Consider the following 24,704-nt stretch of genomic DNA (forward strand, 5'->3'; position numbering starts at 1 on the left):
AGTGTCAAGGGATCCCGTCCCCGTGCCGAGAGAGGCCGCATGCGCATTGCGATACCGCTGACCGGAACCCGGGGCGATGTGCACCCGATCGTGGGCCTGGGCGTCGAATTGCAGCGCCGCGGCCACGAGGTGCTGATCGGCGCGCCGCCGAATCTGCTCGAATTCGTCACCGCCGCAGGCCTTCCCGCGCAGGCCTGCGGACCGGACGTACAGCGGCTCTACAGCTCCGACGAGGGCCAGCGGGCGCTGGCCGCGGGCAATACGCTGCGGCTGATGCAGCTCGTCGGTAAGCAGATGGCCGAGTACGGCGAGCGGATGAACCGTGAGGTCATCGACGTGTGCGCGAAGGCCGATCTGATCGTGGCCAGCACTGTCACCGAGGACCGGGCGTCCTCGATCGCGGAGGCCATGGGCGTGCCGCTGGTCAGCCTGCACTACTACCCGGCGCGCATGAACAGCGCCTACCCCTTCCCCGGTCTGCTTCCCGCGCACTGGAATCCGCCCGCCCCGGTCAATCGGGCCACCTGGCTGCTGGCCGAGAACCTGCGCCGCGTCGTGTTCCTGCGTTACCTCAACGAGTTGCGTGGCGTACTGGGGCTGCCGAAGTCGTACACCAGCCCGGCCGCGGCGCTGGCGCGGGCGCGGGTGCCCGAGATCCAGATCTACGATCCTGCCCTGGTGCCGAACCTGCCGGAGCAATGGGACGACCGCCGCCCCTTCACCGGCTTCCTGACCCTGGATCAGGCCACCCGCGCGGCGGTCGGAGAGCTGTCGGGCAGCCACGACGACATTCTGTCCTGGGTCGAGGCGGGCGAGCCGCCGGTGTTCTTCGGCTTCGGCAGCATGCCGATTCGCGATGCCGCCGCCGTGTTCGCCATGGTGGAGCAGGTGTCCACGCGGCTCGGGGTGCGTGCCCTGGTGCATGCGGGGTGGAGCGATCTGGATGTCGCGAACGCCGTGACCGGCGACCGGATCAGGCTGGTCGGCAATTTCGCCTACGACCTGATCTTCCCGCACTGCGCGGCCGCCGTGCACCACGGCGGCATCGGCACCCTTTTCGAAAGCCTGCGGGCCGGACTGCCCACGGTGGTGTGCTCGGTGTCGTTCGAGCAGCCCATGTGGGGCGGGCAGGTGGAGAAACTCGGTGTGGGCGCGCATCTTCCGTTCACCGCCATGACCGCCGACCGGCTGGCGGGTGCGCTGGCGCCGCTGTTGAACGCGCGCACCCGGCAGCGGGTCGAGGGTTTCGCGGCGACCCTGCGGACCACCGGGGTGGCCGAGCACACCGCGGATCTCATCGAGGCCGCCGCCCGGTGACCGCTCCCGCGCTCTCGGCGGCACGCCATTTCGTCTCCGCGGCACGCCATTTCGTCCCCGACACCCTGGTCATGTTCCGGCGCTGCGCCCGCCGCACCCTGCGCAGCACGGACACGCTGGTCATCTCGCTGACCATGCCGATTCTGATGATGCTGCTGTTCACCTACGTGTTCGGCGGCGCGATCGAGGTCGGCGGCTCCTACCTGAACTATGTGGTGCCGGGAATCATGCTGCTGTGCACGGGTTTCGGCGCGTCGATCACCGCGACCAGCGTCTGCACCGATATGACGCGGGGCAGTATGGACCGCTTCCGGACGCTGCCCATGTTCCGGCAGGCACTGTCGGCGGGGCATCTGAGCGAGGGCGTCGTGCGCACCATGGCGGCCATCGCCATCGCGGTGGGTGTCGCGGTGGCACTGGGCTACCGGCCGGGTTCGGGGCCGCTGGGCTGGCTGGGCGCGGCCGCGCTGATCGCGCTGTTCGTGGTCGCGATCACGGCCGTCGCGGTGGCGCTGGGTATGGCGGCGAGCAATCCGGAGGCGGCGGGCGGGCTCACCTACGCCATCACGTTCATTCCGTATGTCAGCAGCGCGTTCGTGCCGACCAGCACCATGCCGGGCTGGCTGCGCGGTATCGCCGACCGGCAGCCCGCGACCCCGGTGGTCGACACCGTCCGTGCGCTGCTGGACGGCACCGCCGCCGACCGGGCGCCGGCGGCGGTGCTGTGGTGCCTGGCCATCGCGGCAGTCGGATTCGCCTGCGCCGCCTTGTCCTTCCGGCGTCTGTCCTACCACTGAACGGCTCAGCCGCGGGTGGCCACCGCCGCCTGCGCGATCAGCGTCAGGTACAGGGTGAGGATGAACAGGACGGCGGGCAGCACCGGGTACTCGTCGTCCCGCGATCGCACGAACCGCCATGCTCCGATGGCCGGGATCAGCGTGAGCACCAAGGGAATCCAACCGAGGACGGCCGCCGCGCCGTGCCACTCCCACGGTTTCGCGACGGCGATCTCACACACCGCGGCCGCCAGTGCGCACAGGACCGACGTCCCGGCACTACCGAGCGCACCGAGCGCGTTCGAGTAGTACATCTCCCCCGGCCGCACACTGCGCGAGGTCTTGCGGGCGAACTCGAACTGCAGGAAGGCTCCGGCGAACACCAGCGCCACCACCGCGACCCGGCCGTGGGCCGCCGCCGAGCCGGTGTCGATGGCCGACAGCACGACATACGCGGTCACCAGCAGCTGCACCGGATAGGTGACCACCAGGTTGAGCATGATGTCGGTGCGCACCGTCTCCGAAAGCTGTTCCAGCGCCCAGAGAATCAGGCCGTAGGCGAGCACCGCCGCGATGGCCACCGCCGAGCGCACCGACAACGCGAGGCTGCCCGCGATCGACACCACCGCGATCACCCCCATGGCACCGCGCAATTCGAGCGCACTCACCGCTCCGGTGACCAGCGGCCGGTCCGGATTGTGCACCCGGTCGTACTCGAGGTCCTTCTGCTCGTCGACCATTCGCAGGTACAGCAGCACGATCGCGACGATGCCGATGCGGGCGGCGGTCCCGCCGGTCGGATGCCAGGCGACGCCCGGCTGCGTCAGCAGTGCCGCCGTCCCTTCGAGGGCCAGCACCCAGAGGACGCCGTACAGCAGGTAGTGCGGCTTGTACATCACCTTGGTGAACCGTGCGATCCGGCCCACCGAGGTGAGAAGGCCGGTGCGGGAAGGGATTTCGGCGAGATCGGTCACGGCGCCGCCACCTCCCCCGGCGTCGGCCAGCCGTCCCAGCCGGTCAGCTCCGCGGCGGGTGTGCGGCGCACGGGTTTACCGCCGCCCGGCAGCAGATGCGCGACCGGCAGCATGGCCACCTGGGTGACCTCCTCGAACGGAATGCCCAGCAGCTCGGCGACTTCGTGCTCGTAGGCCAGATGCGCTGTGGTCAGCGCCGATCCGAGACCGCGTGTGTGTAAGGCCAGCTGGAGATTCCACACCGCCGGATAGATCGACCCGTAGAAGCTGGCCAGCCGCAGCGCCGAGGGTTCGGCGGGCGGGCGGCCCAGCGCGCACACCAGGATCAGCGCGGGCACCTCGGCCAGGTGGTCGGCCAGGTACTGCCCCGAGGCGAGATCGGCCAGCTGATCCGGCCGGGGTATGCGGCCGGAGAGGTTGGCGGCGAACCCTTTCCGGTAGTACTCGCCGATCCGGGATTTGAGCCCGGGGTCGCGCACCACCACGAACCGCCACGGCTGCCGGTTCGAGCCGCTGGGCGCGTGCACGGCGATCTCCAGGCACTCCCGCAGGTCCCGGTCGTCGACCGGCCGCTGCAGGTCGAGGCGTTTGCGGACCGCGCGGGTGCCGGTCAGCAGATCGGTGTCCATCAGTCGCCGTCCTCCGCCAGTGCCAGGTCCCCCGCGAATTCGAGGTCGATCCGCGCCGCCACGGTGCCGGCCTGGCGGATCTCGCAGTGCACCACGGTGGCGTCCACCCCGGAGTCGGTGCGCTCGGCCACGCACACGGCGGGCAGGTCGAGCTCCACGAATTGGTCGAAAGCGCTTGTCACACTGATCAAACGGCGGGGTTGCGGGCCCATGGTGGTGAGCGCGGTCTGACGACAGGCCTCGATGAGCAGGTTGCCGGGCACATGGTCGAGCTGATGGTCGAACAGGATCGGATGGGTGGTGTCGGCGACCAGCGCGGCGCGGGAACGGCCCGGGGTGGACTCCGGCGGCCCGATCACCACATTCCGGGGATTCTCCCGGCCGACCACCGCCGCGGCGGCTCGCGTGCCCGGCGAGGCGGGAATCTCGAAGGGCCCCAGGCCCAGATGTTTCCGGTAGCCCGCACGGATGGCGGCCCACTGCCGGCGATCCACCCAGGAGAAGGAGCCGTCCACGGTACCCATCGGAACTCCCTGGCAGCTGATGTCGAGGACCAGGTCCAGGCCCTCCAGCCGCTCACCCCGATGGTGTTCGCGCAGCGCCCGCACCCGCAGTTCGAGATCGGCGGGCGCGGAACCGATCTCCCAGATCGCGCCGTCGATGCCGCTGCCGTTGAAGGTGCGCACCAGGAAGGCCCGGTCGGTGGGCACGTCGAAGAACTCGTGGGTCACCGCGATCGAAGCCTGCCGGGCGGCCTCCATGACCGCGATCAGGTCGTGGTGCAGGCCCAGCGCACCGGCGTGATCGCCGTAATGGCCGTGCATGCGCGGCAATTGGGCCCCGGCCACGAAGGCGCCGGAGGTTTCGGCCTCCAGCGAGGTCACGAAGACCTCCGCGACCGCGTGCCGGTGCGCGAGCGCGCGCGGGATGGTGCGCAGGTGGGTGGCGCGCACTGCGGCGGCCCGGGTGAACGCGTGGGCGGTTCTGGGTGGCTGTGTCGTCGTCACGGTCTGGCCTCCAGCCAATCGGTCGCGCTGACCGGGCGCAGGGTCTGTGACCCGGTCCCGGCGCGCATGGGTAGAACATAGGAACCCAGCACGATGAGCGACCAGGGGTCGAGCTCGTGGCCACTGGACCACGCCACGTCCAGCAGCGCGGCCTGGGCGGCCGGGGAGCCGGGTTCGGCCGCGGAGATCCGGTCGTCCAGGGATTTCATTGCGGCGGAACCCAGTTCGGCGCACAGCCGGGCGATGGCGTCGGAGCGCTCGAAGCTGCGGGCGGGGGCCCGGTCGTAGAGGTCGCGGGCCAGCGCGGCCGCCGCGTCGGTGCGGTCGCGCGCCTCGAGTGCGTGGGCGAACACCTGGGCGCGGGTGGTCTCGTCGAAGTAGATGGCGAGTTCGCGCAGCACGTCGGCGGGATCGTCCGGGGAATGGACGAGATTGAGCAGGTAGTTGTGGCGGCCGAGCAGGTAGCGCAGTTCACCGGGCTGCCGTTTGCGGGGGTCGGTCGCGCCCTTGGCCGCGGTCAGGCGCACCGGTGTCGGCAGGTCGGCGACCGGGCCGCGGACGACGAGCACCAGGACGTCGGAGATCCCCACCAGCAGGTCGGCCAGCCGCCGCCGCTCCGGGGAGGCGATGTTCCAGGCGAAGTACCACAGGGCGCGGGCCACATGCCGGTCCACCACCACGCGGCGGGCGTCCACCACCTGGAAGTCGTTGTCCGCCAGCCAGTTCAGGGTCGGTTCGACGGCCCGGGCGACGATGGCGTCCGGTTTCAGCAGCAGCAGCGAGTGCTCGCGGGCGAAGGCGGCGGCGTCGATGCCGAGCCGCTGTGCCTGCTCGACGGTCTCGAGCACATAGGTGTCGGTGAGGTAGGCGTCGACCTTCTCCTTCGACGGAGTCGCGTCGGCGAGCAGGGTGCGCAGGGCGTCGTCGGTCACGACCGGACCCCCGCTCCCGGTGCCGATGCGCCGATTCCGGTACGCGCCAGGGTTTCCGCGATGGACGGCAGCGGCGTGCCCAGGTAGCCGGACTCCAGGCAGTGATCCAGCAGCGTCCGCAGGTAGTCCTTGCCGGTCTGCGGTGGGAGCCGGTCCAGCAGGCGGTCCGCATTGCTGGTGTCGAAGGACAGGCGGCGCTGGAAGTAGCTGGTGTAGAGCGCGCCGATGCGCAGGTAGTACTCGCGCTCGATCGGGTCGAGATCCTCGGCGCGGAAGGAGGATTCCGGCACGAAGGTCGCGACCTCGAAGGACGGGTACTCGGCCAGCACGTCGGAGACCTCGCGCAGTGACAGCGTGTCCCGGCCCACCGCGTGCAGGGTGGATCCGGCGACGCTGTCGAAATCGGTGACCGCGGCGGCGATCACGTCGGCGACATGGTCGACCGGGGCCAGGGCGAGCGTGGCGTCGTAGCGGCCCGGCAGGGAGCGCAGCTTGCCCTCGACCATGAGTTTCACCACGGTGTAGAGGTTCTTGTACTCGCGGATCACGCCGTCGCCCAGCGCGCCGGTGACGATGCCGGGCCGCACCACCGCCCACCGCAGCCCGCGTAACCCGGCCGCCCGGATCACCTGTTCGGCCCGCAATTTGCTCTGCTCGTAGCCGTTTCCGAAGGATTGGCCGACGTCCAGTTCGTCCTCGCGGATGACGCCGTGCCGCAGCCCGCACACGTAGGCGGTGCTGACGTGCAGCAGCGGCACGTCCCAGGCGAGGGCCAGCGCGACGGCGTGCTCCGCGCCGCGCACATTGAGCTCGTCGTAGGTCTCGGCGGTGGCGTCGAAGGCGGTGGTGGCGGCGCAGTGCACGATCATGCCCACCCGGCCGGCGAGATCGGCCGCCGTCGCGGAGTCCAGCCCGAAGAGCGGCCGCCGGATGTCGCCGGTGATCCGCCGGTCCGGCTCGTACCCGCTGCCGTCGTTGCGGCGGATGTCCGAGTTGCTGTGCAGCACGGCGGCTACCGTGCGGCCGGCGGCGCCGAGCCGGGCGGCGACTTCCGACCCGACCAATCCGCTCGCGCCGGTGAGCAGGACGGTGTTCCGTTCGCTCATGCGCTCACCTCCAGGGTGCGGGTGACCAGATCGACGACCTGGCCGACCCGCAGCACCCCCATCAGCTGTTCGGGCCGGTAGCGCGGCAGCGCGAAGCTCTGTTCGAGCACCACGGTCAATTCCATGAGCCGCAGCGAGTCGAAGCCGAGGTCCTCGATCAGGCGCAGCTCGTCGGCACGCGCCGGCGCGTCGGCGGCACCGCCGAGTCCGGCGGGCCGCGGGGCCATGGTGGTGATGATGTGCCGGACGCGTTCGGCGACAGTGGCGTCGGTGGTCATGACTGCTCGCTCTCTCGCAGGTGGGGCTGCTGGCCGCCGCTGGCCAGCAGGTCGCGGGCCTCGTCCAGGGGCAGGTCGGCGTCGAGATACCCGGCCAGCCGCAGCCAGTCGTAGCCGAGGGTGAGGGTGCGCTGCCACTGCTCTCGGGAATCGAAGGAAGCCGGGAAGTCCCGGCCCGCACCGGTATCCGCGGCCAGGCACCGCACCGTGGCGACGACGGCGTCGACACGGGCAAGATCGTTCAGCGCGTCGCCGCCGTTTCGCAGCGTGCGCGAGAACCGCACGTGCGCAGCCGATTCCAGTGCCGCGATCAGCATGTCCCGCTCGGGGGCATGCGCGGGCAGCAGCCCGGCGACCGTGCCGACCGGATCCACATCGGCGGGCAGCGGATGAATGCCGAACGCGCTCAACAGCACTCGCACACTCATGGCGATGAGCCGGTGCGCGGCGATATCGGCAACCTCGCCCTGCGCGTCCTTGACCGCGCCCACCAGATCCTCGCGGGCATTCTCCAGCACCACGTTGGACCACACCAGATTCAGACCGGCCCCGATGAACCGCCGGGCAGGCAGCGGCGACAGCGTCGCGATTCCCTCCCCGCGCGCCGCCCCGGTGAGTCCCAGCGCGGGCGTCGCCACCACGGCCACCGGCGTGTACGCCTCGACCGGTTTGCACATGGCGAGGGCCGGTTCGAGCTCCTGTCCGCCCCGCCACTGCAATCCGACGAACCCCAGCCGGACGAACTCCGCCAGCTCCGCCCCGATATCGCGGGGAGCGCGCGCCATCACATCCCGGATCGACCGCCGGAAAACCACCGACCGCCACGCCTGGGCTCCCGCCTCGGACAGCACGAAAACCTCACTGCCGGAACGCAGCACGTGCAGGTGGCCGGCCAGCGGCCAGGTCGTGACAGCGGGACGCCGCGTGAAGATCAGCTGGTGCGGGTCGTCCGCGACGCCCGCCACGCCGAGCTCTGCGGCCAGGGCCACGGTGGCAGCCCACCGCGCACCGCCCCGAGGCTCCGCGTCGGCAGGGGTGACGATCGTCCCGGTGACCTCCCCACCGGAATCCGATGATCCAGTCGGTTCGAGGGGCGCGGGCCTCCCGGAATCGCCCTCGCTGCTCGCGGCCTCCCGGTCGTCGGCGGCGGTCAGCTCGCGGTAGCGGTCGATCAGCGCATCGGGGGCGGTGCGATCGAGTTGCTGTGGCAGCCATTTGGTTTCGAGGTAGGTTTCGCCGCGCCGGGCGAGCCAGGCCTTCACGGCTTGCCGGAGGCCGTCGTCGGCCCAGGCCCCGGCTTCGGTGTGAGCTCCGAAGGCGCGCAGGGCGATGGCGTAGCCCAGGGCGTGGCGGGCGCGGGTGACCCACCAGTCGGCGACGAGGGTGGTGAAGGCGTCGTGGGTGAGGATTCCGCGCAGCTGGTCCAGATCGACCGTGCCGGGTCGGACGACCGTGGCCCGCAGGAAGCGCTGGCATCGGTTGAGGCCGTCCTCGTCCGGGTCGGTGGCGGCCCGCTCGAGTTGCCGGCGCAGCTGAGCCACCGAGCGGGTGCGGACCTCGACGCGGCGACCGTCGAGGAACAGGACGGTCGGCAGGGTCGGCAGTTCGTCCGCGCCGGGAGCCACCACCAGGAAGTCGATGTCCGAGCCCGCATTACCGAAACCCTCGGCCAGCGAGCCCTCGAACAGGACAGCGGCGTCCTCGGGAACGGCGACCGACCGTAGGGCGCCGTCCAGGAGCTGTCGCAGCCTGTCCATGGGCATCCCGGGTCGCGGCACGGCCTGTACCGGCTGGAGGGAAGTGTGTTGCTCCGCAGCGGTATCCACCTCGTGCAGCACCGCGCCCGTGAGGGCGCCGTCCCGCAGCAGCTGCCACATGTGGCGGCGGCGCGGTTTGCCGCTCGAGGTGCGGCGGATGAGGCCGCGCGGCCCGGTGACGATGTGCACGGTCTGGGCGGGTCCGAGATGGCCGCGAATGAGGTCGCGGGCCTGCGGAATCCAGTCGCCGGGCGCGGTTTCGGCGAAGAGGGCGACACCCTGGAGTCCGGCCTCGACGAGGCCGACAGCGGCGAGCTTGCCCTTGGTGAGCCCGGTTTCCTGGGCGACCCGGGATTCGATGTCCTCCATGAACACCGAGCGGCCCCGCACCTTGATGCTGGTGCCCATCCGACCGAGGACGAAAACCTCACCGCGGTAGAGGAATCCGGCGTCACCCGAGTACAGGCGACCGTTCTCCAGGCGGGTGGACGAGGTCACGCTCGCCTCCCCGGAGTAGCCGAGCGCCACCGAGTCTCCGGTCACCACCATCTCGCCCAGGACACCGTCGGGCAGTTCCCGGCCCTCGTCGTCGACCACGGTCACGGTGGATTCGGGGGTGGAGAAGCCGAGCCCGGTGATCCAGCCCGCGCCCGCCACCCGGTGGGTGTCGTCGAGCATCGCCTCCTCCAGCACCGGAACCCGTTCGCCGAAGCGCAGATTCGGATTGTCCAGCCGCAGCGCGGTGATGGGCCGCCGGGTGGGCGAGGAGGTCACCATCAGCGTCGCCTCGGCCAGCCCGTAGGCGAGGGTGAAGGCGCCCATCGAGAAGCCCTGCGGGCCGGTCAGATTCGCGAAGGCCTGCAGATCGGCCACCTCGACCGGTTCGGAGCCGATGGCCAGCGTCCGCCAGCCCGACAGATCCAGGCCGGCGATCTCCTCGGGCCGGACCCGGTGCGCCACATAGCCGAGCGCGAACGACGGCGACGGCGCGTGCTGAGCGCGGGTCATGGCGCGCAGCCAGCGCAGCGGGTCGCGCACGAACTGGTCGGGGCGCATGAGGTACAGATCGGCCTGGTTGGTGACGCCCTGCAGGAACGCGCCGACCAGGCCCATGTCGTGGTAGAGCGGCAGCCAGGACACCATGGTCTCGCCCGGCCGCCAGTCGATGAGGCGGGTGATCATGGCGATGTTGTTGGCCAGGTTGTGCCAGCTCACCCGCACACCGCGCGGTGCGCCCGAGGAACCCGAGGTGAACTGCAGCAGTGCCACTTCCGACACGTCGGCGAGCTCGCGGGTCGCGGGGGCGGCGGACAGCGCCGCGGCATGGACGACCACCGGTTCGTCGGTGCGACCGGCCGCGAGGCAGGCGCTGCGCACGAAGGTCTCGAACTCCGGGGAGGTGACCACCACGCGGGGCGCGGCCTGCTCGACGATGCCCGCGATGTGCGCGACGATCTGCTCCAGGTCGCCGAACATGGGCGGCGCGACCGGGGTGAACACCCCGCCGCACGCCCACACCGCGTAGAAGGCCGCCACACACGGGAATCCGGTCGGCATGATCACGCACGCGCCGTCACCGCTGCCGAGTCCCGCGGCCCGCAGCAGGTCCGCGATCGACCACACCTGGTCGGCCAGGTCCCGATAGCTGCGGTACTCCCATCCGTCGGCCTCGTCGGCCAGGTACAGCCCGGTGCCGGCCGAGGGCTCGATCAGCCACCTGCGCACGGTCGCTTCGTCGTTCACGTGGTCGATCACTGGTCTCCTTCGGGAAGCACGGTGACGGTGCCGGCGGCCCCATCGACTCGAATACGCATGCCGCTGCGCAATTGGCGGGTGATCCCGGGTAGCTGGACCACGGTCGGCACGCCCAGCTCGCGTGCCACGATCGCCACGTGGGTGAGCGGGCTGCCGCGTTCGATGACCAGCGCCGACGCCGAGGGCAGGGCCGCCACCCAGCCCGGATCGGTGCGGTAGGCGACGAGGATGCCGCCGGCCACGTCGCGGGGTTCGTCCACGATCACCACGGCGCCCTCGACAATGCCCGCCGCCGACGGGGTTCCGGTGAGCACCGTGCCGGGAGTGGCCGCGGCCGTCGCGGTGACCGGCACCCAGCCCTGCTCGGCCAGTTCGGCATTGCCCAGCCGAGGTCCGACGGTGCGGAAGCGGGCCGGGGCCACCAGCGTGGAATCCTTGGCGCGCAGTGACTTCCGCACCGTCACCACCTCGCGCAGACGGTCCGTGTCCGCGCCCTCGTAGCAGCCGCGCAGTTCCTCGACGGTCAGCTGGAACACGTCCTCGAACTCGTCGATGACGCCGCGTGCCGCCAGATCCCGGCCCATCACCCGGATCATGCGCTTGACCATGCCGAACGCGCGGGTGCGGCAGAAGCGCAGCCGCTCGCGGTGGGCGGCGCAGCGGGAGACCTTGGTGCGCAGGCGTTCGTAGATCCGCCGCCGGACGCCGTGGCCGAGATGCGTGTCGAGGTAGGCATCGGCTTCCCCGGCGCGGTTCGCGGTCACGGTGTCGCCGGCACGGCCGACCGCACTGCGCAACATGACGAACAGATTGGCCGGATTCTCGCGCAGATCCGGTGTTTCCAGCTTCAGCTCGTCGAGGCTGCGGTAGCCGTAGCGGTCCAGATAGTCATCGAGGGCGGCGAGGAACTCGGTACGGCCGGCGGCCCGCAGCGCGTCGTGAATCGCCTCCGGCGCAGTCGAATTGATGATGTCGTTCAGTTCCGGATCAGCGCGTACGACGCGGGCGAGTTCGGTCATGGCGCGGGCCGGCTCGGCGGATTCGACATCCGCGCCCGGACCGACCACGGCGTAGAGGAACCATTCCGGCGCCCTGGGCAGGAACAGCTTGGTCAGCAGGAACATCAGGCCCGTACAGGTGAGCAGGATGGCGTCGAGCACCATGAGCGGGCCCCACCGCCGCACCAGGTCGCCCTCCACCGTGCGATAGGAGCGGTAGGCCTGCTCGCCGCTCAGCGCGGTGTAGTCCACGGCGTCGTACTCGTCGTAGACGCGGTAGAAGTCGGTCATGAACCGGTCGACCAGGTCGTCGATGCCGAACAGGCGGCGGGCGTAGATCACCGTGGTGAGCGCGCGCGAGCGCAGCCGGGCCGCCGCGCTGTCGAATTCGAAGGGGCGCAGCGTCTTCGCGATATCCGCCGGCAGCGGTTCGGCCACGCCGAGGGCGGCCTCGAGCACCCGGCGGTTGAGCGGGTAGCCGGGCGCGATGCCGACCATGCGGTACCAGTGCAGCAGGTTGTAGTAGACGCGGCCGTGAAAGCTGCCCAGCAGCACGGGAGTCCACGCATCGGTCTGCCGCAGCTGCTCGGGCGGCACCCCCAGAGAGGCCGCGTAGCCGCGGTACACGCGGCCGTAGATATCGGCGGCGGTGGTGTAGGTCAGCGGTGAGGTGACGCCGCTGAAGCTCTCGATGATGTTGGAGTTGTCCCAGATTCGCGACTCACCGGGACCCACCCGCTCGCCCGCGCCGCGCAGTTCGACCTCGCGCGCGGACAGCGTCGACGCGGTCGCGGTGATCGGCCGGGTCTGCAGCAGCCACACACCGGTGTCGTCCATGGCCCATTCGATGTCCTGCGGTGCGCCACAGGATATTTCGACCTTCCGGGCTATCTCGGCCAGCTCGGCGGTCTCGGCGTCGGTCAGCACCCGCTCGCCACGTCGACCGGCCTCGACCTCCACCGTCGCGCAGCCCTGGCCGTCGCTGGGCTCGACGCTAATATCCTTGTCCCCCAACGTAATATCGAGCAGGTAACCGGTGTCCCGGTCCAGGATCATCGAGTCGGCGTCGACCGCGCCGGACACCAGCCCCTCCCCCAGCCCGTAGACGGCGCTGATCACCAGCTCGTCGTCCGCACCGGTCATCGGATTCCGCGTGAACACCACACCACTGGATCGCGCCGAGATCAATCGCTGTAACACCACCGCGGGCGCGTAGGCGCGAGACAGGCCGTGCGCGAACGCATATCGCACCGCACGCTCGGAGAACGCCGACACCCAGCAGTCCCGCACCCGGGCGATCACCGCTTCGAGACCGTGCACGTTCAGGTGGCTGTCGAACTGCCCGGCGAACGAAGCCTCCGCCCCGTCCTCGGCCGACATCGACGACCGCACCGCGATGGGCTCCGGCCCGAGCCGCTCCCAGGCCTCGCCGATCACCGCCACCACCGCCTCGGACACCTCCGCGGCCGCCAGCGCCCCGCGCAGCTCAGCAGCCCGTTCCACCGCGGCCTCGACGTCCCCGAGCGCCGTGAACCCCTCCAATTCCCCCGTCAGGCCGGCCGCGGTCGCGAACCCGTCGAACACCTCCGTGCCGAGCGCCACCCACTCCGGCACCCGCACCCCCACCTCCCCCAGTGCGTACAGCCCCCGCGCCTTCCCACCCCCGTACGCGGCGACGTCCACCGAATCCGACCAAGGGCCGAGCAACCGCACAACCTCTCCCATCCCCCTGAGGCCAGTCGCATCACAGCGAATGCCGGAGCAAGATCAGGGGTTCTACTTTGAGTAGTCCACGCTTCAAACGCTCACCAGCCCAAGCTTCTTGGGTCTGCCACACCCCGGTTCCTCGAGCCACCATCACGGCCGAAGCCACGCCGTGCAATTCGCACAGCGAGTGCGACACTGCCGGACGGCACGGCAAAGCTCCGATAACCGCCGGCCACCGGCGCAAGCTGGCAGTACTGCATATCCTGGTGCACGACAACACGTTACGGCGCGTCGCGCCGAAGTGTCGCACGGTCATCAGCGGCAAGGCGGTTGGCTTTTCGGAGAGCGGACCAGTGTGGGCGTGGGCCGGCATGCGTTGCTCCCGGTTGGGAAAGGGCTCGGGAGCAACGCATGTGAGAGTTCACCGTCGGGGGTGATCTCTCCGAGCCGTGGGAGTCACTTCGCCGGGGTGAAGGGCTGGGTGACGGTGGTGAAGTATTGCACGGCAGCGGCGATGGCCACGGGGGCGGTGACGAAGAGCTGGCCGGCGATGGTGCCGAGGAAGCCGACCGCTGCGGCCCCGGCAACACAACCCGCGAGGGGGCCCGCGCCGAACAGGAGAGCGAGGGCGCCGGTGAGGGTGGCGCCGACGGTGGCCCCGGCCAGGCAGCCGAGGGCCGCGCCGCCGAGACCGCCGACGAGGGTGCCGACGGTGGCGCCGGCGGAGATGGTGTCGCGCATGCGGCCCCACGCGGCCTGTTCGCGGTCGTAAGGGGTTTTCCAGGGGGCCTGGCCCTCGTACGGGAGGGCGACGGGCTGGTAGACGGCGTGAGCCACGTCGAACTGCGGGGTCAGGGTAGCGGTGCGGTCCTTGATGTCGGCGGCGATGGGGAAGACGAAATCGTCGACGCGGAAGGATAATTCGGTGCCGGCCAGCACCGTGCCGTCGGCGGCCTCGATCTTGAAGATGCCGTCCTCGACGGTCATCGAGCCCGCGTCGGTACGGACGATGGTGGTGGTAGCGGTGGAGTCGGCGGTGTAGTTCACGGGGCCGGGTGTGTCGGCGGCCGCGGTGCCGGTGACGATCGCACCGAGGCTCACCGACGCGGTGAGCAGCACGGATGCCGCAGCGGTTTTCCTCATCCTGAAGGTCTGCCTGTTTCTCTCTGGGGATTTCCGAGATCGCCCGTGGATCGCCGGGCGTCGAGCTCACCGTGTCGGAGCGCTCCCACCGTCGCGAGGTCGCGCGCGCTGCTCGATTCGACCGATAGGCAGTGCCGATCGCCGCGCCGTGCCGGGCGCACCGGACCGAGACTGGGCGCAGGACGCCGTACGACCTCGGCGAAAGCCCGTGCGGTCCCGGAGAAAGGAGAGCGGTGGCCCGGCTGCAGATCGACGCGGTGTCGAAACGATTCGGCGCCGAGTACGCGGTGCACGAGGTGAGCCTCGACATCGCCGACGGTGAATTCCTGGTGCTGCTCGGCCCCAGCGGGTGCGGCAAGTCCACGCTGCTGCGCATGATCGCGGGTCTGGAGGAACCCAGCTCGGGCCGAATCCTGCTGGACGGCATCGATATCACCGATATCGCCCCGCAGCAGCGCGACCTGGCGATGGTGTTCCAGAGCTACGCGCTGTACCCGCACCTGACGGTGGCGAAGAACATCGGCTTCCCACTGCGCTCGCGCCGCTGGTCCCGCGCCCGGACAGCCGAGCGGGTGGCCGAGGTCGCGGGCGCGCTGGAGCTCTCGCAGCTGCTGGAGCGCCGCCCGGCCGCGCTCTCGGGCGGGCAGCGGCAGCGAGTCGCCCTGGCGCGCGCCATGGTTCGCGATCCGGGCGCGTTCCTCATGGACGAGCCGCTGTCCAATCTGGACGCGAAGCTGCGCAGCGCGACCCGTGCCGAACTCATCGCCCTGCATCGGCGCCTCGGGTCCACGTTCGTGTACGTCACCCACGACCAGGTTGAGGCCATGACCATGGCCACCCGGATCGCCTTGCTCCATGCGGGCCGGGTGGCGCAGGTCGGCAGCCCCGAGGAGCTCTACGACCGGCCCATTACCGCCTTCGTGGCGGGTTTCCTGGGCGCCCCGCCGATGAATCTCTTTCCGGCCGAGGTCGTTTCGCTCGACGGCGAGCTGAGGGTCCGCGCGGCGGGCATCGATGCGTCGCTCGGTATTTCGGCCGGATCACCCTCGGGCCCGGAGATTCTCGCCGGAATCCGCCCCGAACGCCTGCGGATCGATGCCACCGCCACCGATATCCGCGGGCGCGTGACCATGGTCGAGAACCTGGGCAGCGAGGAGCTCATCCACCTCGACGCGGCAGGAATCGATTGCTGTGTCCGGGCCGCCCGTCCCGCCGGAGTCCAGGCCGGCGACGACCTCCGGCTGCGGGTGGATCCCGCCGACATCCACCTCTTCGACCGGGCGTCCGGCCACCGGCTCGTCTGGCAGGAACCCGAAGCCCCGACCGTCCACGACGCGACGGCCGTATCCGTCGCCTGATCCCGGCCCCGACCCCCTCAGGAGAATCCCGTGAAGCGCACCGTGCCCCTGCTGGGCCTGGTGTCCGCCGCCGTCCTGGCCCTCACCAGCTGCGGACTGGGCGGCACCACCACCAACAGCGCCACCCCCACCGCACAGGTCCCGGAACTGCGTCCCGGACAACAGGTTTCGATCGTCTTCGAGTCCTACAACTACGGCCTCGCCGGCCCCTGGACCGACACCTTCAACGCCTTGATCGCGGACTTCACCAAGAAGTTCCCGAACATCAAGGTCACCGCACAGAAGCCGCAGGGCAACAGCCCCAATCCGGCCACCGACACCATCTCGAGCATTCAGAACCAGATGGTCGCCGGCCACCCGCCCGATATCGCCCAACTGGGTTTCAGCGACCTGGATTTCACCGTCCACCAGCTGCAGGCCAAGCCCCTCGACACCCTGTTCGGCCGGCAGGCCGTGCAGCAGAACTTCGACGGCGCCCGCTTCCACTACCACCCGCGCGCCCGAACCCTGGACGACTGGGACGGCCACACCTACGGCGTCCCGTTCGTGTTCTCCACGCCGGTGTTGTATTACAACGCAAGCCTTTTCACCGCCGCCGGACTCGATCCCGCCAAACCGCCGGTGACCTGGCAGGAGGTCGCCGACTACGGGAAGGCGATCAATGCCAGGACCGGCCGGGGCGGCGTCTACATCGACTGCCTCACGAAATCCGCGAAGGACTGGTGCTTCCAGTCCCTGGTCCGTTCCGACGGCGGCCGTGTCATCTCCGAGGACCGCCGCACCCTCACCTACGCCGACGCCCCCGCCGTCGAGGCCACCCGGATGGCCCAGGATCTGGTGACCACCGGCGCCATGCCCAAGCTCGCCCAGAAACAGGGCTACGAGGCGTTCGCGCGCGGCGAGATCGGCATGATCCTCGAGACCAGCGCCATCCAGGGCACCTTCGTGGCCGGGGCCAAGGACAAGTGGGACCTGCGCTCGGCCCCGATGCCCCGCTTCGGCGACAAACCGGCCGTCCCCACCAATTCCGGTGCGGGCCTGCACATTCTATCCAGCGACCCGGCCAAGCAGCGCGCGGCCTGGGAGCTGATCCAATACCTCACCAGCGAGGAGTCCTACGTGAAGATCTCCCAGAACATCGGCTACCTGCCGCTGCGCTCCGAGATGATGACCGATCCCGCTGTCCTCGGCTCCTGGGCCGCTCAGAACCCGCTGCTGGCCCCGAATGTCGCGCAGCTGGCCACCATGGAACCCTGGGTCTCCCTGCCCGGCAACGACTATCTGCAGATCCGCGACGGCATGATGGACGCGGTCGAGTCGGTCGTGTTCCAGGGCAAGGATCCACAGACCACGCTGTCCGCCGCCCGCGCCGAGGGCGCCGAACTCCTGCCCGCGTCATGAACCCGGCCGACGCTCCGATCCTGGTCCAGCTCACCGACACCCACCTGCGCCCGAACGGTGAGCGCGTCCTGGGCGCGGTGGACACCCATGCGGTCCTGTTGCACGTCCTCGACATTCTCCGCACCGGCGGGCGGCGCATCGACGCGCTCATCCTGTCCGGCGATCTGGCCGACACCGGCGCACCCGAGGCGTATCGGCGGCTGCGCGCGGCCGTGGAACCGGTGGCGGCCGAACTCGGCGCGCAGGTGCTCTACGTGATGGGAAATCATGACGAGCGAACGGCTTTCGGGATCGAGCTGTTCGGGTACGACCCCGGTTCGGCGGCGGCCGCCGCGCCCCACGATCAGGTCCTGGACGTTGCGGGGCTGCGCCTCATCGGCCTCGACTCCACCACACCCGGACAACACCACGGTCGGCTGGAGGACAGCCAGCTCGACTGGCTGGCCGCCCAGCTCCGCGAGCCCGCGCGCCTGGGCAGCCTCCTGGTGCTGCATCACCCGCCGCTGCCCTCGGCCGTCCCCGCCGCCGAATTCCTCAAGCTGCGCAATGCCGATCGGCTGGCCGAGGTGCTCACCGGCACCGATGTCCGCATGATCCTCTGCGGCCACAACCACATGACCGCGGCCTCCGCGCTGGCGGGCATCCCGGTGTGGGTCGGACCCGCGCTGGCCTACCGCATCGACGCCATGTCACCGGCAGGCCGTCAATACGGCATCGCCGGTTCGGGTTTCACCCGGATCGACATCCTGGACACAGCGATCATCGCCAGCGCCGTCGAGACGACACCCACGACCCGGCTCTACGACAAGTCGGACACCGAGGTGCAGGAGCGTCTCCGGGCTCTCGCGTCCGGAAAGGGCTAGCGGTGTTCGTCACTGCCGCCCCGCAGGATTCACCGCCGATGCCGGCTCCGGCACCGGCGGCGGGTCCGCACCGCGCCCGGCTGCGCCGCCTGATCCGCCGGGCCACGCCCTACCTGTATCTCACACCGGCACTGGTCCTGCTGGTGGTGTGGACCTATCAGCCCCTGGTGCAGGCGGCCGAATTGTCCACCTACTCCTGGAACCTGCTCCCGAGTTCCCCCATGAGGTCCGTGGGTGGGGCGAATTACGAACGCCTGGTGCGACTTCCGGCTTTCTGGTCGTCGATCGGACGGACCGGCATCCTCGTCGCGGGCCTGCTCCCATTCACGGTGATCCTGCCCGTCGTGATCGCACTGGCGAGCCGTCGGGTGCGCCCGCGCCTCCGAACCCTCTATCACGCACTGATTTTCGCCCCCTTCCTCATCGCGCCCGTGGCGGCGGCCGCGGTGTGGCGCTGGCTGCTGCATCCGCGCACCGGTTTCGTCGACCGAATGCTGGGCTCGGACCGCAACTGGGTCTACGACGCCGCCACCGCCCACTGGGTCATCATCGGCATCACCGGCTGGCAGCTGCTCGGGTTCGCCGTCCTGGTGGTGTGGGCCGGATTGGCCGGCATCAGCGGCGAGTACGACGAGGCGGCCCGCGTCGACGGCGCGAGTACCGGCCAGATCCGCCGCTGGATCACCCTGCCGCTGCTCTCCCCCACCCTGCTGTTCCTGGTGCTGACCACGGTCCTGCTCAGCCCCACCCTCACCTTCCCGCTCATCGACACCATGACCCAGGGCGGCCCGGCGCAGGCCACCACGAACATCTATTACCTGCTCTGGGAGTATGCCTTCCACACCTTCGACGCCGGACTCGGCGCCGCCGCGGGCATCGGGCTGTTCGCGGGTTTCGGCACGCTGGCCGCCGCGCTGGCGTGGATCTCGGAAAAGGTTGCATTCCACGATGACTGAGCGTCTGCGCACCCTCGCGAGCCACCTGCTGCTGGCGGTGACGTCGCTGGTCTGCGTCTTCCCCATCTACTGGCTCTTCGCCACCGCCCTGCGTCGCCCCGAGGACGTCGCCACCCTGTCCCCCATCCCCTGGCCGCTGTCGCTGCGCAACATCGCCGACGCCGCCCACCAGGTGGACATCACCGGCCAGATCGCCAATACCTTCGTGGTGGCCACCCTTTCGGCCGTCGGCCAGCTGCTGATCGCCCTGCTCACCTCCCACGCCTTCGCGCTCTACACCTTCCCCCTGCAACGACTGCTGTACCTGGCCTTCGTCGGCACCTGGCTGGTTCCCTTCCAAGTGACCATGCTGCCCAACTACATCCTGCTCACCCGCCTGGACCTGCTCGACACCCTGATCGGCGTGGTGCTGCCCACCCTCTGCTCGGCCCTGGCCGTCCTGCTGCTGCGCCAGCACATGGCGGCCTTCCCCAAGGAGCTGGTGGCCGCCGCCCGCATCGACGGCCGCTCCTCCTGGTCCATCCTGTGGACGGTGGTGGTTCCGAACCTGCGCCCGGCGCTGGCGGCCCTGGGCATCCTGCTGTTCATCAACGCCTGGAACGAATACTTCTGGCCCGCGGTGGTGCTGCGCCGCTCCAACGGCGTGCTGCAACTGGGATTACGCAGCTTCATGGGTACCGAGGGCGAACAGTGGGGTCCGATGATGGCGGTCGCCGGGCTGGCCTGCCTGCCGGTACTGCTGCTCTACCTGGTGTTGCAGCGGCACATCGTGAACGCCTTCGTCCGTTCGGGACTCAAATGATCACAGCCCGAACACCCGCCGGGCATTCCCGTCCAGGTACAGCTCCCGCGTCTCGTCGTCCAGGCCCAGCTGCTCCAGCCCGTCGAGCGCGTGCTGCGGCAGGATCATCGGATAGTTGGTGCCGAACAACACCTTCCGCCGGCCACTCGTGGTCTTCAGATACGCGACCAACGCCGGTGGCAGCCGCTTCGTGGTGTACGCCGAGGTGTCGATGACCACGTTCTCGTGCTTGCGCGCCACCGCGATCATCTCCTCGGTCCACGGATAACCGACATGACCGCACACGATCGTCAGCTCCGGGAAATCCAGGGCGATCCGGTCGATATAGGGAATCGGCCGCCCCGGCTCCGAGGGCCGCAGCGGCCCGGTGTGCCCGACCTGCGTGCAGAACGGAATCCCCAGATCCACGCACGCCGCGTACAGCGGATAGAACCGCGCGTCGGTCGGCGGCACCTCCCACAACCACGGCAGCACCCGCACCCCCTTGAACCCCTCCTCCCGCACCCGATGTCGCAGCTCCCGCACCGACTCCATCGGCCGCCGCAGATCCACCGAGGCCACCCCGATCAGCCGGTCCGGCGCCTCCGCAACCCATTCGGCCACTTCGTCATTCGAGATGAGCACCCCCTCCGGCGCGCACCACGCCGACAGCAGCGCCCGATCCACGCCGCCGGCGTCCATGGCGGCCAGCGTGGCCTTCAGCGGAATCTCCTCCGACGGGATGACATCCCCGGTCCATCGCCGCAGCGAGTCGAAGATGTCACGCGCGAGAAAGCGACCCGTCGGATGCTGCGCCCAGGCGTCGATCGTCATCACTGACCACCTCACTGCTCTCCGGGTCCGCAGCGCCCGCCGGCTCCGGACCGTCCAGACATTCCAGGAACGCGGCTACCGCCGGATTGGTCTCCGCACTGCGCCACACCGCGTACAGATCCAGTGTGGGCACCGGATCCACGATTTTCACCGCAACCGACATACTTCCCGGTCCGCCCATCCCCATGGAGATGGCGCGGGGCAGCGAGGCGAACCCCACCAGCGGCCGCACCGACACCATGTGCGCGGTCGCGCCGGGATCATCGGCGTACTGCGTGACATTCAACGAGATCCGCGACTGCGCGGCCGCCCGGAAGATGTTGTCGTACATGGCCGGGCACTGCTCCCGCGCGAACAGCACACACTCCTGGTCCTGCAATTCCGCGAACGGCACCCCCGCCCGGTCCGCCCACCGATGCCGCTTGCCCACCACCGCCACCAGCGGCACCCGATGCAGCAGCCGCCGGTACCGGAACTCCGGCGTGCTCGGATGCCCGTACACCATGGCCACATCCAGCGCGCCCTCCGCGAGCGCCGTGAGCTGCGGGCCGGTCCGCTTCTCCCACAGCGACACCTCGATATCGGGGTACCGGTCGGTCATCCGCACCAGCGTGTCCGGCAGCACGTGCCGGCTCGCGGGCAGGTTGTAGCCGACACCGACGGTCCCCACCCGGCCGTCCGCCAGTGCCCGCGCCGCCCGTGCCGCCCGATCCAGCTGCGCCACGATCTGCCGGGCCTGTATCTCGAACTCCCGCCCGGCCGGAGTGAGTCGCACCTCATGGGAGTTCCGCGCCACCAGCGTCACGCCGATCGACTTCTCCAGCTTCTGCAACTGCGCACTCAGGCTCGGCTGCGTCAGATGCAGCCGCTGGGCCGCGCGCCCGAAGTGCAACTCCTCGGCGAGGGTGATGAACGAGATCAGATGTCGGATCTCCATGGGCCGGCTCCTCTGTAATACCCGCCACGCTCGTCGCGATACCAGCCACGCTAGCCCCGGCGGGTAACCGGTGATGAATTGCGCTTCTCTCCGGAACAAATGGCCGATGGCCTTCGTTGTACCTGCACGGCTCCAGGTCCGCGCTCCACGCGGGCACCCCGGAGTCAGGGGGCGAAAAAAATCACCCGACAACGGCAGGTCCGTTGTGCCACCATGGTTTTCACCGATGATCAGCCGACCGTCACGGTCGTGACCAGTAGGAAAGGAGGAGACGGCAATGAATCCGAGGTTCAGTGAACAGTATCCGAGTTCGCCCGAACAGCGCGCCCTACTCGTGCGCCATGCCGAGCGCAGCCTGCGCCGCGAAGACCGGAACATCGGCCGTCTCCAGGCCCACGCGTAAGCGGGCAACTCCCTCCCTCTGTTCGATCCCTTTCACGAAACATGGTGACCCCCATGCTGTTCCGTCATGCCGACTACCCGGAGATAACCACCGACAACTGGATACACGCCGGAGTGCTGTTGCTCAACGCCTCCTACGAGGCGCTGACCACGATCCGCGCCGAGCGCGCGGTGGTGCTGCTGCTCGGCGGCGCCGCCGAGACCGTCGCCGATCGGCGGCCGCACTTCCCGATCCGCTCGAAGCACCTGGAGCTGGCGCTGCCGGAGACCATCCGGCTGCACCGCTACGTCTACCTCGAGCACCGGATCCTCGTGCACGACGACGACAGCCGCGCCACCCTGGCCGCGGTCCTGCGCCGCGACCGCTACCGCTGCGGGTACTGCAACGACTGGGCCCGCACCGTCGACCACATCCGCCCGCGCTCGAAGGGTGGGCCCAATACCTGGGCCAACCTCATCGCCGCGTGCGGTCCCTGCAATACGTACAAGGCGGACCGGACTCCCGAGGAGGCCGGCATGCGCCTGCTGTGGGAGCCCAAGGCGCCCAATGACAGAGAGCGGGCCCAGCGCCAGGTCTGGAAGGAACTGGCGGCGTCCTGAATCCCGGGACAGGGCCCGATCTCGATGAACGAAGAACGCCCGCACCGCGTGATCGGACATGAAGGGAGCGAGATCCGATGACGAACACTGCACTTCGGGAGCCGACCCTGGCGGATCTGCTCCCCATCTCCGACTCGAAGGACTACTGGCAGCGCGCGGCCTGCAAGGGTGACCCGAACCACGAGGCGTGGTTCCCGTACCCCTCGCAGGACTTCGACTACGCCCGCACCATCTGCGCGGCCTGCCCGATCCGCCGCGAATGCGGTGATTTCGCGGCCCGCACCGGCCAGTCCGGCGTCTGGGGCGGCCACGAGTACGACCGCGGCACGCTGATTCGCGACTGACACCTCGGCGGTGACTCCCCTCGGAGTCGCCGCCGTTGTCGTCGCTGCCCGCCGCCGGGTCCAGGCCGGTCGGACTTCGCGTAACCGCCTGGCACAGGTGGCTACCGCCCGTCAACATAGGATGGGCGATCGTGGGAACTCATCGCGCCGCGGGCGGGTCACGAGGAATCAGCAAGGGACCGGTTATCGCAATCGTCGCGGTGATAGTGCTAGCGCTGGCCGTCGTCGGCTGGGCCTGGCTGTCGGATCGGTCCAAGGAGCGCGACAGCCGTGCCGCCGCCTCCTGCGTGGAGGGCACCGCCACCCTGAACGTGACCGTCGATCCCGACATCCTCACCCCGGTCAAGGCCGCGGCCGACCGCTTCAACGCCACCAAACCGCACGTGCGCGACCACTGCGCCGAGGTGGCCGTGGCCGCACAGCCCTCGGCCGCCATGGTCGCGGCCTTCACCTCCGGCAAGGCATGGGATCCGGCACTGGGCCCGGAGCCCGCGCTCTGGATTCCGGAGTCCTCCCGCTCGGTCGAGCAGATGCGCGTACCGGGCCTGGTCGCGGGTACCCCGGCCCCTATCGCGGTCAGTCCCATCTCGCTGGCCGTTCCCGACGACCTGCGCCGCGCGCTCGAGACCGCCAAGGTGCACTGGTCGGATCTGCCCCGGCTGCAGCAGGGCTCGCTCGCCGATATCGGGCTGCCCACCTGGGGAAAGCTGCGCCTGGCCATGCCCGCCGGGGACGGCTCGGTCGCGGTCGCGGCCGCGGTCGGCTCGGGCGTGTCCGGCACCGATCCGCTCGACGAGAAAGCCGTCGCCACCGGTCAGGTTGTCTCGGCCATCTCCGGCCTGGCCGCGGGCGCACCCGCCGCCAAGGACGTGACCGGCGCGCTGACCGACCTGTCGGGGGCCGCCGACCAGGCCCCTGCTTCCGTGCACGCGGTGGCCGCCTCCGAGCAGCAGATCCGGGCCCGCAGCGGCCTGACCGTCTTCCGCCCCGACGGCGCGGGCCCGGTCGCCGACTACCCGGCCGCCCAGCTCACCGGCTCCTGGGTGGACCAGACCCAGAACCTGATCGCGGGTCTGTTCGCCGACTTCCTGCGTGCCCCCGACCAGTCGAAGCTGTTCACCGACAACGGTTTCGGCGCCGCGCCTCCGGCCACCACCCCGGTCCCGGCCAGGGTGGTCCTGGACAAGGTGGGCCAGATCCTCGCCCACCCGGTGCTCGGTGTGCAGGCCACGGTGCTACTGGACGTCTCCTCCTCGATGTCCACCACCGAGGGCTTCGGCACCCGCCTCGCCAATGCGGCCGCGGCACTGGAGTCCACGATGGGCGTCATGCCGCCGGACTTCGGCCTGGGCGTGTGGGAGTACTCGAAGAATCTCGACGGGAACAACCCCTACAAGGTCCTGACGCCGACCGCGCCGCTGTCGAACGATCAGCGCACCGCCATCAGCCAGGCCCTGACGACGGTCACCGCGAGCACCTCCAAGCCGGACCGCACCTATCCCACGCTGCAGGCCGCCTACAAGAACGTGCTGGCCAACTACGCCGCGGCCCGCACCAATTCGATCCTGCTGATCACCGACGGCCCAGAGGACGATTCCACGGTCACCGGCGATCAGCTGCTCGCCGACATCGCCGCCGCGACGGATCCGGCGCATCCGGTGCGGATCGACGTCATCGTGGTCGGCGGCCCCGGCACCCAGACCCTGCAGACCCTCACCCAGCGCACCGGCGGCACCTACACCAAGGTGAACACCACCGCGGACCTGCCGTTCGGCACCGCGGTCGCACAGGCGCTGACCACACCGTGACCGGGCCGAATCCCAGAGCGGCAACAGCGCGGCAACACGGT

General features: G+C 69.9%; 21 protein-coding genes. 10 read left to right on the plus strand and 11 right to left on the minus strand.

Annotated features, from left to right (window positions below; translation table 11 throughout):
* The first annotated feature begins 39 nt into the window (after positions 1-39).
* Together ACQP1O_RS26850 and ACQP1O_RS26855 are read left to right on the plus strand one after the other, a co-directional pair.
* Positions 40-1,317, plus strand: a complete 1,278-nt coding sequence (locus ACQP1O_RS26850; RefSeq protein WP_433561223.1) for a glycosyltransferase — start codon at positions 40-42, stop codon at positions 1,315-1,317.
* Positions 1,318-1,388: 71 nt separating this feature from the next.
* The gene (locus tag ACQP1O_RS26855) at positions 1,389-2,114 is read left to right on the plus strand and encodes an ABC transporter permease (RefSeq protein ID WP_433567806.1); all 726 of its coding nucleotides are present in this window, start codon (positions 1,389-1,391) and stop codon (positions 2,112-2,114) included.
* A 5-nt stretch (positions 2,115-2,119) separates the two neighbouring features.
* Here ACQP1O_RS26855 and ACQP1O_RS26860 read toward each other — a convergent pair whose 3' ends face one another.
* The 9 genes from ACQP1O_RS26860 to ACQP1O_RS26900 all read right to left on the minus strand — a co-directional run bounded on the left by ACQP1O_RS26860 (position 2,120) and on the right by ACQP1O_RS26900 (position 14,379).
* Positions 2,120-3,067: a hypothetical protein gene (locus ACQP1O_RS26860; RefSeq protein ID WP_433561224.1), complete on the minus strand. Its 948-nt coding sequence runs from the start codon at positions 3,065-3,067 to the stop codon at positions 2,120-2,122.
* The gene (locus ACQP1O_RS26865; RefSeq protein WP_433561225.1) at positions 3,064-3,696 is read right to left on the minus strand and encodes a nitroreductase family protein; all 633 of its coding nucleotides are present in this window, start codon (positions 3,694-3,696) and stop codon (positions 3,064-3,066) included. Before ACQP1O_RS26865 ends, ACQP1O_RS26860 begins: the two co-directional genes overlap by 4 nt.
* Entirely contained in the window at positions 3,696-4,703 is a 1,008-nt protein-coding gene (locus ACQP1O_RS26870) for a ScbA/BarX family gamma-butyrolactone biosynthesis protein (protein ID WP_433561226.1), read from the minus strand. The genes ACQP1O_RS26865 and ACQP1O_RS26870 overlap by 1 nt, the downstream gene beginning before the upstream one ends.
* A complete protein-coding gene (locus ACQP1O_RS26875; RefSeq protein WP_433561227.1) occupies positions 4,700-5,635 on the minus strand; it encodes a nucleoside-diphosphate kinase in 936 nt (311 codons plus the stop codon). The genes ACQP1O_RS26870 and ACQP1O_RS26875 overlap by 4 nt, the downstream gene beginning before the upstream one ends.
* On the minus strand, positions 5,632-6,741 hold the full coding sequence (locus ACQP1O_RS26880; protein ID WP_433561228.1) for an SDR family oxidoreductase: 1,110 nt from the start codon (positions 6,739-6,741) through the stop codon (positions 5,632-5,634). Before ACQP1O_RS26880 ends, ACQP1O_RS26875 begins: the two co-directional genes overlap by 4 nt.
* Entirely contained in the window at positions 6,738-7,019 is a 282-nt protein-coding gene (locus tag ACQP1O_RS26885; RefSeq protein WP_433561229.1) for an acyl carrier protein, read from the minus strand. The genes ACQP1O_RS26880 and ACQP1O_RS26885 overlap by 4 nt, the downstream gene beginning before the upstream one ends.
* Complete coding sequence (locus ACQP1O_RS26890) at positions 7,016-10,531, minus strand: AMP-binding protein (RefSeq protein ID WP_433561230.1); 3,516 nt, start codon at positions 10,529-10,531, stop codon at positions 7,016-7,018. Before ACQP1O_RS26890 ends, ACQP1O_RS26885 begins: the two co-directional genes overlap by 4 nt.
* Positions 10,528-13,254, minus strand: coding sequence for a phosphoenolpyruvate synthase (locus tag ACQP1O_RS26895; protein ID WP_433561231.1), 2,727 nt, complete (start codon positions 13,252-13,254; stop codon positions 10,528-10,530). Before ACQP1O_RS26895 ends, ACQP1O_RS26890 begins: the two co-directional genes overlap by 4 nt.
* 438 nt (positions 13,255-13,692) lie before the next feature.
* Positions 13,693-14,379, minus strand: a complete 687-nt coding sequence (locus tag ACQP1O_RS26900; RefSeq protein ID WP_433561232.1) for a hypothetical protein — start codon at positions 14,377-14,379, stop codon at positions 13,693-13,695.
* Positions 14,380-14,612: 233 nt separating this feature from the next.
* On the opposite strand from ACQP1O_RS26900, the gene ACQP1O_RS26905 reads away from it, so the two are divergent.
* Genes ACQP1O_RS26905 through ACQP1O_RS26925 form a run of 5 tightly spaced genes read left to right on the plus strand, consistent with a single transcriptional unit; the run spans position 14,613 to position 19,759 of the window.
* Positions 14,613-15,737, plus strand: coding sequence for an ABC transporter ATP-binding protein (locus ACQP1O_RS26905; RefSeq protein ID WP_433561233.1), 1,125 nt, complete (start codon positions 14,613-14,615; stop codon positions 15,735-15,737).
* 30 nt (positions 15,738-15,767) lie between these two features.
* Positions 15,768-17,138 (plus strand): ABC transporter substrate-binding protein, encoded by a 1,371-nt coding sequence (locus ACQP1O_RS26910; RefSeq protein WP_433561234.1) that lies wholly within the window; start codon positions 15,768-15,770, stop codon positions 17,136-17,138.
* Positions 17,135-18,001 carry a metallophosphoesterase gene (locus ACQP1O_RS26915; protein WP_433561235.1) on the plus strand — a complete coding sequence of 289 codons (867 nt, stop codon included), beginning with the start codon at positions 17,135-17,137 and terminating at the stop codon, positions 17,999-18,001. The genes ACQP1O_RS26910 and ACQP1O_RS26915 overlap by 4 nt, the downstream gene beginning before the upstream one ends.
* 38 nt (positions 18,002-18,039) lie before the next feature.
* Positions 18,040-18,957 (plus strand): carbohydrate ABC transporter permease, encoded by a 918-nt coding sequence (locus ACQP1O_RS26920; protein ID WP_433561236.1) that lies wholly within the window; start codon positions 18,040-18,042, stop codon positions 18,955-18,957.
* On the plus strand, positions 18,950-19,759 hold the full coding sequence (locus tag ACQP1O_RS26925; RefSeq protein WP_433561237.1) for a carbohydrate ABC transporter permease: 810 nt from the start codon (positions 18,950-18,952) through the stop codon (positions 19,757-19,759). The genes ACQP1O_RS26920 and ACQP1O_RS26925 overlap by 8 nt, the downstream gene beginning before the upstream one ends.
* On the opposite strand, the gene ACQP1O_RS26930 is transcribed toward ACQP1O_RS26925, so the two are convergent.
* Positions 19,760-20,572, minus strand: coding sequence for an amidohydrolase family protein (locus tag ACQP1O_RS26930; protein WP_433561238.1), 813 nt, complete (start codon positions 20,570-20,572; stop codon positions 19,760-19,762).
* A complete protein-coding gene (locus ACQP1O_RS26935; RefSeq protein ID WP_433561239.1) occupies positions 20,520-21,509 on the minus strand; it encodes a LysR family transcriptional regulator in 990 nt (329 codons plus the stop codon). The genes ACQP1O_RS26930 and ACQP1O_RS26935 overlap by 53 nt, the downstream gene beginning before the upstream one ends.
* A gap of 456 nt (positions 21,510-21,965) precedes the next feature.
* Between ACQP1O_RS26935 and ACQP1O_RS26940 the strand changes: the two genes are divergently transcribed.
* The 3 genes from ACQP1O_RS26940 (at position 21,966) to ACQP1O_RS26950 (ending at position 24,663) form a co-directional block, all read left to right on the plus strand.
* Positions 21,966-22,511 (plus strand): HNH endonuclease, encoded by a 546-nt coding sequence (locus tag ACQP1O_RS26940; RefSeq protein WP_433561240.1) that lies wholly within the window; start codon positions 21,966-21,968, stop codon positions 22,509-22,511.
* 77 nt (positions 22,512-22,588) lie between these two features.
* A complete protein-coding gene (locus tag ACQP1O_RS26945) occupies positions 22,589-22,855 on the plus strand; it encodes a WhiB family transcriptional regulator (RefSeq protein ID WP_433561241.1) in 267 nt (88 codons plus the stop codon).
* A gap of 131 nt (positions 22,856-22,986) precedes the next feature.
* Positions 22,987-24,663 carry a VWA domain-containing protein gene (locus tag ACQP1O_RS26950; protein ID WP_433561242.1) on the plus strand — a complete coding sequence of 559 codons (1,677 nt, stop codon included), beginning with the start codon at positions 22,987-22,989 and terminating at the stop codon, positions 24,661-24,663.
* The last annotated feature ends 41 nt before the right edge of the window (positions 24,664-24,704 follow it).

It is taken from the genome of Nocardia sp. CA-151230 (assembly GCF_050942175.1).
Lineage (GTDB): Bacteria > Actinomycetota > Actinomycetes > Mycobacteriales > Mycobacteriaceae > Nocardia.

Bases quoted from the DNA above. Each gene is read 5' to 3' on its own strand.
- ACQP1O_RS26880 (WP_433561228.1), bottom strand. From the start codon at position 6,741: ATGAGCGAACGGAACACCGTCCTGCTCACCGGCGCGAGCGGATTGGTC.
- ACQP1O_RS26885 (WP_433561229.1), bottom strand. From the start codon at position 7,019: ATGACCACCGACGCCACTGTCGCCGAACGCGTCCGGCACATCATCACC.
- ACQP1O_RS26915 (WP_433561235.1), top strand. From the start codon at position 17,135: ATGAACCCGGCCGACGCTCCGATCCTGGTCCAGCTCACCGACACCCAC.
- ACQP1O_RS26850 (WP_433561223.1), top strand. From the start codon at position 40: ATGCGCATTGCGATACCGCTGACCGGAACCCGGGGCGATGTGCACCCG.
- ACQP1O_RS26935 (WP_433561239.1), bottom strand. From the start codon at position 21,509: ATGGAGATCCGACATCTGATCTCGTTCATCACCCTCGCCGAGGAGTTG.
- ACQP1O_RS26895 (WP_433561231.1), bottom strand. From the start codon at position 13,254: ATGGGAGAGGTTGTGCGGTTGCTCGGCCCTTGGTCGGATTCGGTGGAC.
- ACQP1O_RS26900 (WP_433561232.1), bottom strand. From the start codon at position 14,379: ATGAGGAAAACCGCTGCGGCATCCGTGCTGCTCACCGCGTCGGTGAGC.
- ACQP1O_RS26855 (WP_433567806.1), top strand. From the start codon at position 1,389: ATGTTCCGGCGCTGCGCCCGCCGCACCCTGCGCAGCACGGACACGCTG.
- ACQP1O_RS26925 (WP_433561237.1), top strand. From the start codon at position 18,950: ATGACTGAGCGTCTGCGCACCCTCGCGAGCCACCTGCTGCTGGCGGTG.
- ACQP1O_RS26945 (WP_433561241.1), top strand. From the start codon at position 22,589: ATGACGAACACTGCACTTCGGGAGCCGACCCTGGCGGATCTGCTCCCC.
- ACQP1O_RS26865 (WP_433561225.1), bottom strand. From the start codon at position 3,696: ATGGACACCGATCTGCTGACCGGCACCCGCGCGGTCCGCAAACGCCTC.
- ACQP1O_RS26930 (WP_433561238.1), bottom strand. From the start codon at position 20,572: ATGACGATCGACGCCTGGGCGCAGCATCCGACGGGTCGCTTTCTCGCG.
- ACQP1O_RS26920 (WP_433561236.1), top strand. From the start codon at position 18,040: ATGCCGGCTCCGGCACCGGCGGCGGGTCCGCACCGCGCCCGGCTGCGC.
- ACQP1O_RS26940 (WP_433561240.1), top strand. From the start codon at position 21,966: ATGCTGTTCCGTCATGCCGACTACCCGGAGATAACCACCGACAACTGG.